Origin of the sequence: Tsukamurella spumae, assembly GCF_012396015.1 — a bacterium.
Classification (GTDB): Bacteria; Actinomycetota; Actinomycetes; order Mycobacteriales; family Mycobacteriaceae; genus Tsukamurella; species Tsukamurella spumae.
On sequence record NZ_JAAXOQ010000001.1, the window covers coordinates 287,298 to 304,131 of the forward strand.

General features: G+C 70.7%; 17 protein-coding genes. 15 read left to right on the forward strand and 2 right to left on the reverse strand.

The features are described from left to right. Positions 1-19 precede the first annotated feature (19 nt). The 7 genes from pafA (at position 20) to HF999_RS01385 (ending at position 8,201) form a co-directional block, all read left to right on the forward strand. Positions 20-1,378 carry a Pup--protein ligase gene (gene pafA / locus HF999_RS01355; RefSeq protein ID WP_312853973.1) on the forward strand — a complete coding sequence of 453 codons (1,359 nt, stop codon included), beginning with the start codon at positions 20-22 and terminating at the stop codon, positions 1,376-1,378. Between the two features lie 33 nt (positions 1,379-1,411). Continuing rightward, the gene (locus HF999_RS01360; RefSeq protein ID WP_168544132.1) at positions 1,412-2,386 is read left to right on the forward strand and encodes a helix-turn-helix transcriptional regulator; all 975 of its coding nucleotides are present in this window, start codon (positions 1,412-1,414) and stop codon (positions 2,384-2,386) included. Further along, positions 2,383-3,357 carry a helix-turn-helix transcriptional regulator gene (locus HF999_RS01365; RefSeq protein ID WP_246207017.1) on the forward strand — a complete coding sequence of 325 codons (975 nt, stop codon included), beginning with the start codon at positions 2,383-2,385 and terminating at the stop codon, positions 3,355-3,357. Before HF999_RS01360 ends, HF999_RS01365 begins: the two co-directional genes overlap by 4 nt. Before the next feature lie 96 nt (positions 3,358-3,453). Beyond that, positions 3,454-3,705, forward strand: coding sequence for a Sec-independent protein translocase subunit TatA (gene tatA, locus HF999_RS01370; protein WP_068569616.1), 252 nt, complete (start codon positions 3,454-3,456; stop codon positions 3,703-3,705). Positions 3,706-3,711: 6 nt separating this feature from the next. Then, a complete protein-coding gene (gene tatC / locus HF999_RS01375; protein WP_168544133.1) occupies positions 3,712-4,719 on the forward strand; it encodes a twin-arginine translocase subunit TatC in 1,008 nt (335 codons plus the stop codon). Continuing rightward, entirely contained in the window at positions 4,706-7,465 is a 2,760-nt protein-coding gene (locus HF999_RS01380; RefSeq protein ID WP_168544134.1) for a DEAD/DEAH box helicase, read from the forward strand. The genes tatC and HF999_RS01380 overlap by 14 nt, the downstream gene beginning before the upstream one ends. A gap of 70 nt (positions 7,466-7,535) precedes the next feature. Continuing rightward, complete coding sequence (locus HF999_RS01385; protein ID WP_168544135.1) at positions 7,536-8,201, forward strand: DUF4333 domain-containing protein; 666 nt, start codon at positions 7,536-7,538, stop codon at positions 8,199-8,201. Positions 8,202-8,203: 2 nt separating this feature from the next. On the opposite strand, the gene HF999_RS01390 is transcribed toward HF999_RS01385, so the two are convergent. Then, on the reverse strand, positions 8,204-9,157 hold the full coding sequence (locus HF999_RS01390; RefSeq protein WP_168544136.1) for a 5'-3' exonuclease: 954 nt from the start codon (positions 9,155-9,157) through the stop codon (positions 8,204-8,206). Positions 9,158-9,174: 17 nt separating this feature from the next. On the opposite strand from HF999_RS01390, the gene HF999_RS01395 reads away from it, so the two are divergent. Further along, positions 9,175-10,311, forward strand: a complete 1,137-nt coding sequence (locus tag HF999_RS01395; protein WP_168544137.1) for a M24 family metallopeptidase — start codon at positions 9,175-9,177, stop codon at positions 10,309-10,311. Between the two features lie 19 nt (positions 10,312-10,330). Next, entirely contained in the window at positions 10,331-11,779 is a 1,449-nt protein-coding gene (locus tag HF999_RS01400; protein WP_168544138.1) for a sugar porter family MFS transporter, read from the forward strand. On the opposite strand, the gene HF999_RS01405 is transcribed toward HF999_RS01400, so the two are convergent. Next, positions 11,776-12,165 (reverse strand): PPOX class F420-dependent oxidoreductase, encoded by a 390-nt coding sequence (locus HF999_RS01405; protein WP_312853974.1) that lies wholly within the window; start codon positions 12,163-12,165, stop codon positions 11,776-11,778. The two genes, HF999_RS01400 and HF999_RS01405, sit on opposite strands and share 4 nt — an antisense overlap. A gap of 22 nt (positions 12,166-12,187) precedes the next feature. Between HF999_RS01405 and HF999_RS01410 the strand changes: the two genes are divergently transcribed. The 6 genes from HF999_RS01410 (at position 12,188) to HF999_RS01435 (ending at position 16,639) form a co-directional block, all read left to right on the forward strand. Then, entirely contained in the window at positions 12,188-12,973 is a 786-nt protein-coding gene (locus HF999_RS01410; RefSeq protein WP_168544139.1) for an SDR family NAD(P)-dependent oxidoreductase, read from the forward strand. Beyond that, positions 12,970-14,115, forward strand: a complete 1,146-nt coding sequence (cbiE, locus tag HF999_RS01415) for a precorrin-6y C5,15-methyltransferase (decarboxylating) subunit CbiE (protein ID WP_168544140.1) — start codon at positions 12,970-12,972, stop codon at positions 14,113-14,115. Before HF999_RS01410 ends, cbiE begins: the two co-directional genes overlap by 4 nt. Then, complete coding sequence (gene cobM, locus HF999_RS01420; RefSeq protein WP_168544141.1) at positions 14,112-14,870, forward strand: precorrin-4 C(11)-methyltransferase; 759 nt, start codon at positions 14,112-14,114, stop codon at positions 14,868-14,870. Before cbiE ends, cobM begins: the two co-directional genes overlap by 4 nt. Further along, positions 14,867-15,598, forward strand: a complete 732-nt coding sequence (locus HF999_RS01425; RefSeq protein WP_168544142.1) for a cobalt-precorrin-6A reductase — start codon at positions 14,867-14,869, stop codon at positions 15,596-15,598. The genes cobM and HF999_RS01425 overlap by 4 nt, the downstream gene beginning before the upstream one ends. A gap of 79 nt (positions 15,599-15,677) precedes the next feature. Further along, positions 15,678-16,007, forward strand: a complete 330-nt coding sequence (locus HF999_RS01430; protein WP_168544143.1) for a nuclear transport factor 2 family protein — start codon at positions 15,678-15,680, stop codon at positions 16,005-16,007. Positions 16,008-16,153: 146 nt separating this feature from the next. Continuing rightward, positions 16,154-16,639 (forward strand): cysteine hydrolase family protein, encoded by a 486-nt coding sequence (locus HF999_RS01435; protein ID WP_312853975.1) that lies wholly within the window; start codon positions 16,154-16,156, stop codon positions 16,637-16,639. Positions 16,640-16,834 lie beyond the last annotated feature (195 nt).

Sequence of the window (16,834 nt, forward strand, 5' to 3'; positions counted from 1 at the left end):
CGCGGGGTATGTTCGAACCGTGCAGCGCCGAATCATGGGAATCGAGACCGAGTTCGGTGTCACGTGTACCTTTCACGGACACCGTCGCCTGAGCCCCGACGAGATCGCCCGGTACCTGTTCCGGCGCGTCGTCTCCTGGGGCCGCAGCTCGAACGTCTTCCTCCAGAACGGCTCGCGCCTCTACCTCGACGTGGGCAGTCACCCCGAGTACGCGACCGCCGAGTGCGACTCCGTGCTGCAGCTGGTCACGCACGACAAGGCGGGGGAGCGGGTCCTGGAGGACCTGCTGGTGGACGCGGAGCAGCGGCTGCAGGACGAGGGCATCGGCGGCGACATCTACCTGTTCAAGAACAACACCGATTCGGCGGGCAACTCCTACGGTTGCCACGAGAACTTCCTGGTGAGCCGCGTGGGTGAGTTCTCCCGCATCTCGGACGTGCTGCTGCCCTTCCTGGTGACGCGGCAGCTGATCTGCGGCGCCGGCAAGGTGCTGCTCACGCCGAAGAACGCGACCTACTGCCTGAGCCAGCGGGCCGAGCACATCTGGGAGGGCGTCTCCAGCGCCACCACCCGCAGCCGGCCGATCATCAACACCCGCGACGAGCCGCACGCCGACGCCGAGAAGTACCGCCGCCTACACGTGATCGTCGGCGACTCGAACATGTCCGAGACGACCACGATGCTCAAGGTGGGCACGGCGCACCTCGTGCTGGAGATGATCGAGGCGGGCGTGCAGTTCCGCGATTTCTCGCTGGACAACCCGATCCGCGCGATCCGCGAGGTCAGCCACGACACCACCGGCCGGCACGAGGTGCGTCTCGCCGGTGGGCGGCAGGCGGGCGCGCTCGACATCCAGCGCGAGTACTACGCGAAGACTGTCGAGTACCTCGCCACGCGCGAGCCCGACGAGCAGCTCGCGCAGGTCGTGGACCTGTGGGGCCGCACGCTGGACGCGGTGGAGTCGCAGGACTTCTCCGGCGTGGACACCGAGATCGACTGGGTGATCAAGCGCAAGCTGTTCCAGCGCTACCTGGACAAGTACTCGATGGAGCTGTCGGATCCCAAGATCGCGCAGCTCGACCTCGCCTACCACGACATCAAGCGGGGCCGCGGCGTGTTCGACGTGCTGCAGCGCCGCGGTATGGCCGCCCGGGTGACCACGGACGAGGCGATCGACGCCGCCGTCAAGACCCCGCCGCAGACCACGCGCGCCAAGCTGCGCGGAGAGTTCATCACCGCGGCCCAGGCCGCCGGCCGCGACTTCACCGTCGACTGGGTGCACCTCAAGCTCAACGACCAGGCGCAGCGCACGGTGCTGTGCAAGGACCCGTTCCGCAGCGTCGACGAGCGGGTCGAGCGACTCATCGCGTCGATGTGAGCCGAGCGCGCGCATAGAACGTAAGATCGACAGGTGGCAACTTCGCGGATCGAGCGTCTCACCAACCTGGTGATATGCCTTCTGTACACGCAACGCCCGCTCGATCGGGACTACATCCGGGCGAACGTCTTCGGGTACGACCCGGACGCCGACGACGAGGCCTTCGAGCGGATGTTCGAGCGAGACAAGGCGGACCTGCGGGAACTCGGCGTGCCCATCGAGGTGGCACCGGTGTCCCGGATCAATTCCGCCATCGGCTACCGGATCGCGTTCGACGAGTACGCCCTCGGCGACATCGATCTCGATCCCGAGGAGGCCACTGCCGTGGCCGTCGCCGCGGCCGTCTGGCAGTCGCCGGAGCTGTCCTCGGCGGCACAGTCGGCAGTGCAGAAGCTGCGCGCCGGCGGCATGGACGTCAGCGGGCCCGGCGCGGGCGTGGGCCCGGGCATCGCCCCCGACCGGGGTGCCGAGGGCGCGTTGCTGGCGATGCTCGAGGGCATCGACCGGCGGCGCCAGGTCACCTTCGAACACCGCGCCAATCCCGCGCAGCCCTATGTCGACCGCACGCTGCACCCGTGGGGCGTGGTCACGTTCCGGGGCAGCGCCTACGCGGTCGGGCACGATGTGGCGCGCGACGCGGTGCGCACGTTCAAGCTCAGCCGGGTCCGGGGCGGCTCCGTCACCGGGGCCGCAGCCACCATCCGGCCGCCGGACGGCTTCGACCTGCACGCGCACGTGGTGGCCACCGTCGCCGAGCGCGACCCGGTCGGCACCGCCCGGCTCTGGGTCGCGCGGGGGCGGGGCGACGGGCTCCGTCGGCTCGCGGCCACCCAGGTCGACGGTGACTTCCGCGGCCGGTCCGGCACCGAGATCACCGTCGAGATGCGCTCGGTCGACGCGCTCGCCCGAGAGGTGTCCGGGCTCGGCCCCGACGCGGTGGTCTTCGAGCCGCAGGAGCTGCGCGACGCCGTGGTGGACCGGCTCACGGCATTGGCGGTGGCCCGATGAGCACACCGTCGAAGCAGCCGACGAAACAGATGCAGCGCCTGGCCCGCTGGCTCAACGTGATCCCGTACTTCCGCACCCACCCGGACGCGGACCTGGAGCGCGCCGCCGCCGACCTGGGCGTCACCGTCGCCCAGCTGCGCAAGGACCTGACCGGGCTCACGATGTGCGGGCTGCCCGGCATGTTCCCGGGCGATCTCATCGAGATCGACTACGACGAGTCCGGTGTCGACATCGGCTTCAGCGCCAAGATCGACCGCCCGCTCAAGCTGACCGGCCCCGAGGCGGCCTCGCTGCTGCTCGCCTTGCGCGGGCTGGCGGATTCGCCCGGTGTCGCCGATCCGGCGGCGGTCCTGCGCGCCATCGCCAAGCTCGAGGCGGCGGTCGCGGGCGCGGGCCGGGACACCGTCGCCTCGATCGACGGCGCGCAGCCGGACGGCCCGGTGGCGGGCGTGGCCGCGACCGTGCGCGGGGCCCTGCGCGATGGTCGCGCGCTGCACCTGCGCTACTACTCGGCCACCCGCGACAGCACCACCGAGCGCGATGTCGACCCCATCGCGCTCGACACCTTCGGCGGCCACAGCTACCTGCAGGCCTGGTGCCGCACCAGCGAGGGCCTCCGGATGTTCCGCCTCGACCGGATCGACGAGGTGCACGAGCTCGACGAACCCGCCTCGGTGCCGCAGCACGTCGAGCCCGCGGCCGGGCTGTTCGATGGTGCCGCCGCCGACGAGTTGACCACGGCCACCGTCGAGGTCGGCCCCGGCGCGGCCTGGGCGTTGGAGTACCACCCGTTCACCGTGCGCAGCGACGACGCCGGCGGTCCGGTCCTGGCGACGATGCAGTACGCGACGGAGGACTGGATGGTGCGGTTCGTGCTCAGCTTCGGCGGGGAGCTGACGGTGCGCGGCCCCGAGTCGCTGGCCACGGCCGTCGCGCGCCGCGCCGCCGCGGGCCTCGCCAACTATTCATGAACAGGACACGTCACCCGCAGCATTCGCACAGGAACGGCGGGGCGCGGGTCCGGTAGTCTGGGGAGTGGAGTTCGTCGTGATCGAGGGAGTGGAACCATGGGGCTGACCCATTCAATCTGGCCGTGGATCATCATCGCGGTGGTCCTGCTCGTCCTGTTCGGCGGGAAGAAGCTTCCGGACGCCGCGCGCGGCCTCGGGCGTTCGATGCGCATCTTCAAGAGCGAGATGGACGAGATGAAGACCGAGGGCGCCGCGAAGGCCGCCACGGAGAAGCCGCAGGCCCAGGTGACCGACCAGCCGATCGATGTGCAGACCGTCGATCCCCAGGGCGAGCACAAGTCGGCCTAGCCCGCGTTGAAGATCCCGTTCGATCCACGACGTCGTCGTGCTGTCGTCAATCCCGACGGCACCATGTCGATCGTGGAGCACCTCTACGAGCTGCGCACCCGGCTGCTGTGGTCGCTGTTCGCGATCGTCGCCGCGGCGTTCATCGGCTTCTACTGGTACAGCCACGGTCCCTTCGGCCTGCCGTCCACCGGCACGCTGCTGACCGGCCCGTACTGCGAGCTGCCGGACACCTCGCGCGCGGCGATCACCCGGGGCGACGAGTGTCGACTCCTCGCCACGGGCGTCTTCGACCAGTTCAACCTTCGGGTCAAGGTCGCCTTCGCCACCGGAGTGCTGCTGGCGTGCCCGGTGTGGCTGTATCAGATCTGGGCGTTCATCGTCCCCGCTCTGCACCGCAACGAGAAGCGGTACACCGCATCGTTCGTCGCGGTCGGCGGCGTGCTGTTCGTCTCGGGCGCGGTGCTCGGCTACTTCATGATCGCGAGCGCATTCCGGTTCTTCCTCACCGTGGGCAACGAGACCCAGGTGACGGCGCTGCAGGGCTCGGAGTACTTCAACTTCGTGATCAGCGTGATGGCGATCTTCGGTGTCAGCTTCGAACTGCCGTTGTTCATCGTGGCGCTGAACCTGGTGGGCGTCCTGAGCTACCAGAAGCTGAAGAAGTGGCGGCGCGGCCTGCTCATGTCGATGTTCATCTTCTCGGCGGTGATCACCCCATCGGGTGATCCGTTGACGATGCTCGCCCTCGGGATGGCACTGGCCGTGCTGCTCGAGATCTCCATCCAGTTCGCGCGCTTCCACGATCGGCTCAAGGCGAAGCGCGCGGTCGGCTCCGATGTCTTCGACGGTGAGCTGGACGACGAGACGGCATCGCCGTCACCGTCGGCCCCGGCACCGATCGGGGCGAGTGCCGGGCCGTCGTCGGGCACCGTCGGGAACACGACCCCGATCGGGCGGCCGGAGAAGGTGACGCGCACGTCGATCCCGCGTTCGGGGTTCGATGACGTCCTCTGAGCTGGAGAAGTTCACCGCAGATCTCGCGTTCACCCTCGACCCGTTCCAGGTCCGGGGCTGCACGGCGCTGGAGGCGGGCCGCGGCGTCCTGGTGTGCGCCCCGACCGGTGCGGGTAAGACGATCGTCGGCGAGTTCGCCGTGCACCTGGCCCTGGCCGGCGGCACGAAGTGCTTCTACACCACGCCGATCAAGGCGTTGTCGAACCAGAAGCACGCCGAGCTCACCGCCCGCTACGGCGCGCACAACGTGGGCCTACTGACCGGCGACACGTCGATCAACTCGTCCGCGCCCGTGGTCGTCATGACCACCGAGGTGCTGCGGAACATGCTCTACGCGAACTCCACCACCCTCGACGGGCTCAGCCATGTGGTGATGGACGAGGTGCACTACCTGGCGGATCGCTTCCGCGGTGCGGTGTGGGAGGAGGTGATCCTGCACCTCCCGCAGGACGTGCGCCTGGTCAGCCTATCGGCGACGGTGTCCAACGCCGAGGAGTTCGGCGCGTGGATCACCGAGGTCAGGGGCAGTACCGAGGTGATCGTCGACGAGCACCGGCCCGTCCCGCTGTGGCAGCACATGCTGGTCGGCCGCAAGCTGTTCGACCTGTTCGACACCAAGGCCTTGCGCACCGCTCAGGAATCCGGACAGAAGAACCTCGTGCTGGACGCGGACCTGGTCCGCTACGTCAAGCAGCGCGAGGCGCTGGACCGGAGCTTCGAGCCGGGGATCAACAGCCGCACCGGTCGTCGGACGGGCTCCGGGAACAGGCAGGGCCGTGGCCAGCAGGTCCGCCGTCCCATACCGCGGCCCGACGTGATCGCGCTGCTGGACGCCGAGGGCCTGCTCCCGGCGATCACCTTCGTGTTCTCGCGCTCCGGCTGCGAGCAGGCGCTGACCCAGTGCCTGCGGTCCCCGGTCGTGCTCACCACCGCCGGGCAGGCGGACGAGATCGGCCGCATCGTCGACAAGCACGTCGCCGAGTTCTCGCCCGCCGACCTGGACCTGCTGGGCTACGAGGAATGGCGGGCGGCGCTGCTGCGCGGTTTCGCGGCGCACCACGCGGGGATGCTCCCGGCGTTCCGGCACGCGGTGGAGGAGCTGTTCGTCAAGGGCCTCGTGCGGGCCGTGTTCGCGACGGAGACGCTCGCGCTGGGCATCAACATGCCCGCGCGCACCGTCGTCCTCGAACGGCTGGTCAAGTACAACGGTGAGTCGCACGTCGAGCTCACGCCCGGCGAATACACGCAGCTCACCGGTCGTGCGGGCCGCCGCGGCATCGACATCGAGGGCCACGCCGTGGTGCTGTGGCAGACCGGTGTGCGGCCGCAGGAGGTCGCGGGCCTCGCGGGTGCGCGCACCTTCCCGCTGGTGAGCTCGTTCTCGCCGGGCTACAACATGTCCATCAACCTGCTCGACCGGTTGGGTCGCGAGGGCGCCGAGCGGCTGCTCGAGGCCAGCTTCGCGCAGTTCCAGGCCGACCGTTCCGTCGTGGGACTGGCCAAGCGGGTCGAGCGCGGCGAGAAGGAACTGCTCGCCCTCGGCGCGCAGATCACCGAGGCGGCGGATGGCGCCGACTACCTCGAGTACGTCCGGCTGCGCGAGGCCGTCCGGGCGCGGGAGCGCTCGCTGCGCCGCGCGGACCTCGCCGACCGCCGCGACGGGGCCGCCACGGCGCTCGCGGAACTCCGGCGGGGCGATGTCATCGCCGTCACGGGCGGCCGCCGACGGGGCCTGGCCCTCGTGGTGGAGCCTTCCGGCGACCGGCGCGACCCGAAGCCCGTCGTGGTCACCGAGAGCAGCTGGTCGGGACGCGTCGGCGCGGCGGACTTCGTCGGTGAGATCCAGGTACTCGGCACCCTGCGGGTCCCGAAGAACGCCGATTACCGGTCGGGACGCGGGAAGCGCGATCTCGCGTCGACCCTGCGCAACAGCACCATCTCGGCGCCCCGGCAGCAGGCGAAGGCGCACCGTCCGGCCGCGTCGGACACCCAGCTCGCCGACCTGCGGGCCCGGATGCGGGCGCACCCGGCGCACACGGGGCAGCGCGCGCCGGAGTTGGACCGGCTCGCCGAGCGGTACGCCCGGCTCGAGCGGGAGGTCACCGCGTCGGCGTCGACGGTGCGCGCCACCACCTCGTCGCTGGCCGTCACCTTCGAGCGGATCGTGGCGTTGCTGTCCGAGCGCGGGTACGTCGCCCAGGTCGACGGTGCGGCGGAGCTCACGGAGGCCGGTCACCGTCTGGCACGGGTGTACAGCGAGTCCGATCTGCTGGTGTGCGAGTGCATCGAGGACGGGGTGTTCGACGGGATCGACCCGGCCGGGCTCGCCGCCGTCGTGTCCGCGTTGGTCTTCGAGTCCCGCGGCGAGCGCGGCGGCATGCTCCTGACCGGCGAGAAGGTGCCGGGCGCGGTCCGGTCCGCGCTCCGCGACATCGCCGATCGGTGGACCGACATCGTCGCCGCCGAGGCCGCGCACCGGTTGGAGCCCAGCCGCGAACCGGACATCGGCTTCGTTGCGCCGATGCACCAGTGGGCCGCCGGCGGAACCCTCGCCGCGGTCCTGTTGGCCGCCGGCGAGCGTGGACGGCCGCTTCCGGCGGGCGATTTCGTCCGCTGGTGCAGGCAGGTCATCGATCTGCTCGATCAGATCAAGCAGACCTCGTTCGAAACCAGGCCTGGGTTGGCCACGGTCGCAACGGCGGCGATCGCCGCCGTGCGGCGTGGCGTGGTCGCGGAATCGGGTTGACGATCAGGTATCTTGGGCCCATAGGCGTTCGTCGTCGGCCCCCGGCCTGCGACAGGGGAGGAGTTGGACGATGAGCAACCCGCAGGATCCGAATCAGTGGGCGCAGCAGGGCTGGCAGCAGCCCGGCCAGCCCCAGCAGGACCAGACGCAGATCTCGCCGCAGTACGGCGGCCCGCAGCAGCCCTACGCCGCGCCGACGGGTGATCAGACGCAGATCTCGCCGCAGTACCAGGGCCAGTGGCCGGGTCAGCAGCAGCCGCAGCAGGGCCAGCAGTTCGGGGGATACCAGCAGCCCAACCCGCAGCAGCCGCAGTACGGCCAGGACCAGTTCGGCCAGCCGGCGCAGTTCGCCGGCCAGCAGTTCGGGCAGCAGTTCGGCCAGCCGGGTCAGCCCCTGCCCGGCGGCCCCAAGAAGTCGAAGACCGGCCTGATCGTCGGCATCGCCGCCGCGGCGATCATCGTGATCGTGGCCCTCGTGCTGCTCATCGGTTGGCTCACCGGCGCGTTCTTCGGGAAGAGCTTCGACAACGCCAAGGTCAACGAAGGCGTGACGAAGGTCCTCAAGGAGAACTACAACGAGTCCGACACCACCGATGTCTCGTGCAAGACCGACGGCGTCACGGTCAAGGACGGCGAGACCTTCGACTGCACCGCCACCATCGGCGGCAAGCAGAAGACGGTCAAGGTCACCGTCAAGGACAGCGACGGCAAGTACCAGGTCGGCGCTCCCAGCTGATCTCAGTCCGCGAGCGCCGCGAGCAGGCGTTCCACCTGCGCTCCGATCCGCAGCTCCTCGGCCAACTCGGCCAGGCGCTGCGGATCGCGTGCTTTCCGGGGCATCTCGTCCGATCCCGAGAGCGCGACGTCCGCATCGCGCTGCACCCACACCACGTCCCAGGCGGCGTCGAGGTAGTCCGCGGAGGCATTGATCGACGCTGCGGCCCGCGCCGCCAGCGGTGACGGGGAGGACGCGGCGGCCTCGCGGATCGCCGCGAGGGAACCGTACTGCAGCAACAACTTCGAGGCGGTCTTCTCGCCGATGCCGGGGACGCCGGGTAGGCCGTCGGACGGGTCGCCGCGCAGCAGCGCCAGCTCCGCGTAGGCCTCGCCAGCCCGGTCCAGTGGCACACCGTACTTCTCCGCCACCTCCGCCTGCCCGAACATCTCGGCCTTCGCGATGCCCCGGCCGATGTAGAGGCACCGCACGCCGGGGGCGGCATCGTCGGCCACCTGCAACAGGTCTCGGTCCCCGGAGACCACGATCACCGGGTCGGCCTGCTCCCGGGCGGCGAGGGTACCGAGCACGTCGTCCGCCTCGAGGCCGACGGCGCCGCCGGTCGCGATCCCGACGGCCTCGAGCACCTCGAGAATCATGTCGACCTGCGGGGACAGGGTGTCCGGCACCTCCTCGGCGCTGCCGTCCCCGTCCTCGGCCACCCGGTGGGTCTTGTACGTCGGCAGCAGCTCCACCCGGAACGCCGGGCGCCAGTCGAGATCCAGGCACGCGACGAGCCGCCCCGGGCGGTGCGTGGCGATGAGCTGCGAGGTCATGTCGAGGAATCCGCGCAGGGCGTTCACGGACCGCCCGTCGGCGGACCTCACCTTGTCCGGGATGGCGTAGTAGGCCCGGAACCAGAGCCCGGCAGAGTCGAGCAGCATGAGCGGGCGCGCATCGTTCGTCACGGGAATCATCGTGTCACAATCGGACCATGAGCAACCCCCACACGTTCCCGGCACAGGTGTACGCGACCCGTCTCCGCAAGGCCCAGCAGCTCGCGACCGCAGCGGGGACCCCGCTCGTCATCACCCCGGGCCCCGATCTGGCCTACCTGACCGGCATCGTCAGCGAGTCCTTCGAGCGCCTGACCGCGCTGGTCGTCACGGATTCCGCCTTCGGACTGGTGGTCCCGCGCCTCGAGCTCGCCATCCTCAACGATTCCGCCGTGCCGGGCCTCGGCGCGGACGGTGTCGAGCTCGCCGTCCTCGATTGGGTCGACGGTGACGACCCGTACGCCCTCGTCCTGGAGCTCCTGGCCCGGCGCCCAGAGCTCTCCCGCGTGGTGGCGGTCGCCGACGCCGTGCCCGCGCTGCACCTCGTGCCGCTGCTGGACCGCGGCCTGGGTGTGCGGCTGGCCACGGACGTCCTGCGGCGGCTCCGGATGGTCAAGGACGCCGCGGAACTGGACGAGCTGCGCGCCGCCGGCGCCGCGATCGACCGGGTGCACGCCCGAGTCCCGGAGATCCTCCGCGTCGGCCGCACCGAGCGCGAGGTCGCAGACGACATCGCCGCCGCGATCGTCGAGGAGGGCCATACCGAGGCCGCGTTCGTCATCGTCGGCTCCGGCCCGCACGGCGCCGACCCGCATCACGAGGTGTCCGACCGCGTGATCGAGGCGGGCGATGTCGTGGTGGTCGACATCGGCGGCCCGCTGGCCTCGGGTTACAACTCGGACTGCACCCGTACCTACGCCCTGGGCGAGCCCGCCCCGGAGATCGTCGAGCAGTACGCCGTCCTCGAACGAGCACAGCGGGCGTCCGTCGATGCGGTACGGCCGGGTGTCACCGCCGAGGCGATCGACGCGGCCGGGCGCGACCTGCTGACCGCGGCGGGCCTGGGCGAGTTCTTCCTGCACCGCACGGGACACGGCATCGGACTGTCGGTGCACGAGGAGCCGTACATCGTTGCAGGAAACGACATTCCGGTGGAACCCGGCATGGCCTTCTCGATCGAGCCGGGAATCTACTTCAGAGGCCGGTGGGGAGCGCGGATCGAGGATATCGTCATCGTCACCGAGGAAGGTTGCGAGCCGGTCAACACCCGTTCCCACGGCCTCACGATTCTCTAGCAGCACACCGGGAGGTTGCATGACGCACGGCGGCGGCACCACGTCCGACGGCCCTTCGATCTACGAGGAGGGCGACGGTAACAGCAGCCGCGTCGTCCAGATCGCGATCGTGGCCGCGATGGGGGGACTGCTGTTCGGCTACGACAGCGCGGTGATCAACGGGGCGACGAAGGCGATCGAGCAGCGGTTCGGGATCCACGGCTATGCGCTCGGCTTCGCCGTGGCCTCGGCGCTGTTGGGCGCCGCCGCCGGCGCCATGACGGCCGGACGCATCGCGGATCGGATCGGGCGCCTGCGCGTCATGCAGATCGCCGCGGTGCTGTTCTTCATCAGCGCCCTGGGCTGCGCGTTCGCCACCCACACCTGGATGCTGATCACCTTCCGCGTGATCGGCGGCATCGGTGTCGGCGTGGCGTCGGTCATCGCGCCCGCGTACATCGCGGAGGTCTCACCCGCCCGGATCCGCGGCCGGCTCGGCTCGCTGCAGCAGATGGCGATCGTGGTCGGCATCTTCCTGTCGCTGCTGGTGGATTGGCTGCTGGCCTCGCTCGCGGGCGGCGCGTCCGAGGACCTGTGGCTCGGCATGGAGGCCTGGCGCTGGATGTTCCTGGTGATGGCGATCCCGGCGGTCGTCTACGGCGTCGCGTCCACGATGATCCCCGAGTCGCCGCGCTACCTGGTCTCCCGGCACCGCATCCCCGAGGCCCGCACCGTGCTCACGATGCTGCTCGGCGAGAAGAACCTCGACCTCACGGTCACCCGTATCGAGGAGAGCCTCAGCGGCGAACAGAAGCACTCCTGGCGGGACCTGGTGAAGCCGGGCGGTGGCATCTACCCGATCGTGTGGGTCGGCCTCCTGCTGTCGATCTTCCAGCAGGCGGTGGGGATCAACGTGATCTTCTACTACTCGAACATGCTGTGGCAGGCGGTCGGCTTCGAGGAGTCACAGTCCAACCAGATCAGCGTCTTCACGTCGGTCGTCAACGTGATCGTGACGATCGTGGCGATCATGCTCGTCGACCGGGTCGGTCGTCGGCCGCTCCTGCTCGTCGGTTCGATCGGCATGGCGGTCTCGCTGGCGACCATGGCGCTCTGCTTCAGCACCGCGGTCATCGGGGCCGACGGCAAGCCCTCGCTCACGGGCGCCGTCGGCGTCATCGCACTCATCGCCGCGAACCTGTTCGTCATCTTCTTCGGCGTCAGCTGGGGACCGGTGGTGTGGGTGCTGCTCGGCGAGATGTTCCCCAACCGCATCCGCGGCGCGGCGCTCTCGCTCGCCGCCGCTGCGCAGTGGGCCGCGAACTGGGCGATCACCGTCACCTTCCCCAAGATGGAGGGCAATCTCTCGCTGGCCTACGGCCTGTACGCGCTGTTCGCCGTCCTGTCGCTGGTCTTCGTGTACCGCTTCGTCCCCGAGACCAAGGGCAAGACGCTCGAGGACATGGACGGCGAAGTCACAGCGCGTTAGCCGCGCAAGCCGCTCGAGCCCAACACCCGCGCGACCTCGATCTCGATGACGACCCGCTTCGGGTTCTCCCGGGGCGGCCGGTAGCGCACGGCGTAGCGGGCTTCTGCGCTGCGGACCGAATCCGCGTCGCGCAACACCCGCGCCGGGCCCTCCAGGGTGAGCCACCGCGCACCATCGACCTGCGTGAGCGCGGCGTACCCGCCCCGCTCCGCATTGCGGGCCTTCTGGCTGTCGCCCGAGGTGATCACGCGGGCCACCCCGGCGACGGGGTCGTAGGTGAAGGCGATGGCGACGCTGTGCGGTGTGCCGTCGGCCCGGAGGGTGACGAGCGAGGCGAGGTGCCGCTCGGTGACGAAGGCGAGGGCGTCGGCGTTCAGTTCGGGCACGGCCCCACCGTAGTCTGGTCCGGTGACTGCGGACAGGATTCCCGACGGTGCGGTGCTCCTCCTGGGCGGTAGGAGCGAGGTCGGCACGGAGGTCGCCCGGCGCCTCGCCCCGGGTCGGGACGTGATCCTCGCCGCGCGTCGCCCCGAGTACCTGGACGAGCAGATCGCCCTACTGCGGGAGGCGGGCGCGACCGGCGTCTTTCCGATCGGGTTCGACGCCGACCGCACGGACGAGCACGCGGCCTTCCTCGACGAGGTCGCCGACCGGTTCGGCCGGATCGGCGTCGCGGTGGTGGCCTTCGGCATCCTCGGCGACCAGGCCCGCGCGGAGGCGGACCCGTCGCACGCGGTGCAGATCGCGCAGACCGACTACGTCGCGCAGGTATCGATCCTGTTGGGGCTGGCGAAGCTGCTGCGGGCGCAGGAGCCCCGCGCGGGCGAACGGGGTGCGATCATCGCGTTCTCGTCGGTGGCCGGCGTGCGGGTGCGCAAGGCGAACTTCGTCTACGGCAGCACGAAGGCCGGCCTGGACGGTTTCGTCCAGGGCTTCACGGACTCGTTGCACGGCACCGGCGTCCGCGTGTTGTTGGCGCGGCCGGGGTTCATTGTCGGGGCGATGACCCGCGACCTCATGGCGTCCGGCGTGCAGCCGGCGCCCTTCAGCCGCACGGCCCCGCAGGTCGCCGACGCCACGGTGCGGGCCCTGCGCCGGGGCCGTCGGGCGGTGTGGATTCCGGGCGTGCTGCGCCCGCTCTACGCGGGGCTGCGGTTCGTGCCGCAGGCCCTGTGGCGGCGGATGCCCCGATGACGGTGACGGTGGTCGGGATAGGCGCCGACGGCTGGGCCGGTCTGACCGACGGTGCGCGCCGAGAGCTGCAGGGCGCCACGACGATCCACGGAGCTCCGCGGCACCTCGAGTACCTGCCCGAGGAACTCGCCGCCGACCGGCGGCCGTGGCCGTCGCCACTGCTTCCGGCGCTCGACGACCTGCCGGACGGGGTGCACGTGCTCGCGAGCGGCGACCCGATGTTCTACGGGATCGGCGCCACCCTGTCGCGGCGCCGCCCGGACCTCGCACTGCGGGTGCTGCCCCACCTGTCGTCCTTCGCCCTGGCCTGCGCACGTCTGGGATGGCCGGCCGAGGAGGTGGTCGTGGTGTCCGCGGTCGCGCGGGACCCCGCCCCGGTGGTCCGGGCCGTGCGCGCGGGCCGCCGCGTGATCGTGCTGAGCGAATCCGGATCCACCCCTGCACGACTGGCAGACCTGCTCGGCGACGCCGGTCTGGCCGCCACGGTCACCGTCCTCGAGCAACTGGGCGGCCCGAAGGAGAAGGTGCGCACCTACCGGCGGTCGTTGCGGGTGGACGACCTGAACGTCGTCGCGATCGACCCTGGTGCCCCGGGCATCTCCGACGGGGACCTCGAGTTCGAGCACGACGGCCAGATCACCAAGCCCGATGTTCGGGCGCTGACGGTGGCGGCGCTGCGGCCGTCGGCCGGGTGGATCTGGGACTTCGGCGCCGGCTCGGGATCGGTCGGGATCAGCTGGGCGCTCGCCGGAGGCGGTTCGGTCGTCGCCGTGGAGCGGCGCGCCGACCGCGCGGAGCGGGTGGCGCGCAACGCCGCCCGCGCCGGAGTGCCGATCGAACTGGTCGTCGGCGACACCGCGGATCTCACCGCCGACCTGCCGCTGCCGGACGCGATCTTCGTCGGGGGCGGCCTCACCGAGAACCTGGCCGCGGCGTGCGTGAACGTCCTGCCGCCGGGCGGACGACTCGTGGCGAACACCGTCACCGTCGAGGGACAGGCGCTGGCCGCCGCGCTGCGCGGCCGCTACGGCGGCGAACTGCGGAGTTACACCGTCGCCGACCTGCGTCCCTTGGGCGAGGGCACGGCGTGGCAGCCGCGTCGCCCGATCGTGCAGTGGGCCTACGTCAAGGAGTCTTCGTGACCGTCTACTTCATCGGTGCGGGACCGGGCGCGCCGGACCTGCTGACCCTGCGCGGAGCGGATCTGCTGGCCCGCTGCACGGTCTGCCTGTACGCGGGATCGCTGGTGCCGCAGGAGATGCTGGACCGGTGCCCGCCCGGCGCCACGCTCGTCGACACGGCGCGGATGCCGCTGGCGGACATCGTCGAGGAGCTGGTCCGCGCGCACCGGGCCGGGCTCGACGTGGCACGACTGCACTCGGGCGACATCTCGCTCTACTCCGCGTTCACCGAGCAGGCCCGGCGGCTCGACGAGGCGGGCGTGCCCTACGAGATCGTGCCGGGCGTCCCCGCGTTCGCGGCCGCCGCGGCGGCCCTGGGCCGCGAGCTGACGGTGCCGGGCGTGGGGCAGTCGTTGCTCGTCACCCGGGTATCCACGCTCTCGACGGACATGCCACCGGGGGAGGACCTCGGTTCGCTCGCGCGATCCGGGGTGACGCTCGCCCTGCACCTGGCCGCGCATCGGGCGCAGGCGATCGCCGACGAGTTGACCCCGCACTACGGCGCCGACTGCCCGGTAGCCGTGGTGGCCTTCGCCAGCCGGCCCGATGAGCGGCTGGTGCGGTGCACCCTCGCGGACCTGCCGCGGCGGCTGGCCGACGAGGGCATCACGAAGACCGCGGTGATCTTCGTCGGAAAGGTGCTGGCGCCGGCCGACTTCGAGGAGAGTTACCTGTACTCGGCGCGCCGTCTGCGCGTTCCCGGGGCGAGCCATTGACCCGGGTACTGCTGCTCGGCGGCACGGCCGAGGCCCGGGAACTGGCCCGCCTCCTGCACGAGGACGACCGGTTCGAGGTACTCAGCTCGCTCGCCGGTCGGGTCGCGGATCCGCGTCTGCCGGTGGGGGACACCCGGATCGGGGGGTACGGCGGTCCGTCGGGTCTCGCGAGCTTCCTCGAGGACTACGACGTGCTCGTCGATGCGACCCATCCGTTCGCCGCGACCATCTCCCGCAATGCCGCGGAGGCCGCCGCGCGGGCGGGGGTGCCGCTGCTCGCCCTGGTCCGACCGCCGTGGTCGCGCGAGCCGGGAGACCGCTGGACCGTCGTCCCGACGGTGGCCGCCGCCGCCGCCGAGCTCGCCGGCCGGGCACCGGCCCGGGTGCTGCTGACCACCGGTCGGCAGGACGTCGGCGAGTTCGCGGCGCTCGACGAGCACTGGTTCCTGATCCGCGTGGTCGACGCCCCGTCCGGGATCCTGCCGCACCGGAGCGTTCTCCTCCGCGACCGCGGGCCGTACCCGCTCGATTCCGAGCGGGCCCTGCTGCGCGAGAACGACATCGATGTCCTGGTCACCAAGAACAGTGGCGGCGACCTGGTGTCCGCGAAGCTCGCCGCGGCCCGCGAACTCGGGCTGGAGGTACTGGTCGTCGATCGCCCTTCCCGCCCCGAGGGCGTCCCGACGGTGCCGACCGCCGCGGCCGCGTACGCGTACCTCCTTGCTTAGCTCTGATCCACAAGCGGGGTTTGTGGATCGACCCGGAATTCGAGCGGCGGCGCCCGCGACCCGCACCTACCATGGCGATATGAGTGACATCGAGATCCCCAGCCCGGTCGCCGAGTTCATCGACGTCGTGAACGCCGGGGACGAGACCGCGTTCCTCGACGCGTTCACCGCGGACGGCTTCATCGACGACTGGGGCCGCGTGTTCGGCGACCGCGTCGCCATGCAGGGGTGGTCGGCGAACGAGTTCATCGGGGCGAAGGGCGTTCTCACGCCCCAGACGGTCACCGTCGACGGCGACACCGTGACCGTGATCGGGGACTGGCGCAGCACGCACGCGAACGGGCTCAGCTCGTTCGCGTTCGTCGTCGCGGGCGACAAGCTCGCCTCCATGACCATTCGTGAGGGCTGACTTCCTGCACGCTCTGCGGTGAGGCGGGCATGATCTGGGTATGAGTACTGAGTCCTGGCCCTGCACTGGCAGGTGAACGTGATCGAACCCCACGGCTTCTTCGGCCCCATGCTGGCCGGTCCGGTCCGGTCGCGGAGTCGGGCGTCGTGGATCGGGCCGCGGCCTTCCACGACCTCGCTCTCGCGGCGGGGATTCCGGTGATCTTCACGCGGTTCACGGTTCCGGAGGACGAGGGCGAGCTGGTCCGCAACACCGGCTTCATGCGGGCCGTCGGGGAGGCCCAGGAGGCCTTCCGTCCCGAGGCCGACGGTGCCCGGATCATCGATGTCATGGCCGACCAGCCGACCGCGGTGTACGACAACCAGCGCCTGTCCGGCCTGGCGGGGCCGGCCACGGAATGGCTCGCGGAACACGGCATCGACACGATCTACATCACGGGGGTCGCCACCAACCTCACCGTCGAGCAGACGGCCCGGCACGGCACCGACCTCGGACTGATCGTGCACGTCGTCGAGGACTGCGTCGCCGCCGCCGACCCCGCGGTACACGAGGCGTCACTGGACAACCTCGACCTGGCCACGGCCGGGCGCGTCACGGCGGCGGAGGCCGTGACGCGATTCACCACTGCCTGACGCGCTCAGAACGGCGGTGGCTCGTCGTCGGGGTGTTCGGGTTCGGGTGGTCCGCGGTGGGGTTGTATGTCGGGGAATCGTGTGGGTGGTGGGGTGTTTCGGCGTTGTTCGTCGCGGCGGGTGTGGGTGAAGGTGAGGATCGCGATTTCGAGGTGGTGTTCGAATTCGGATTGGGGGGTGCCCGGTTGGTGGGGT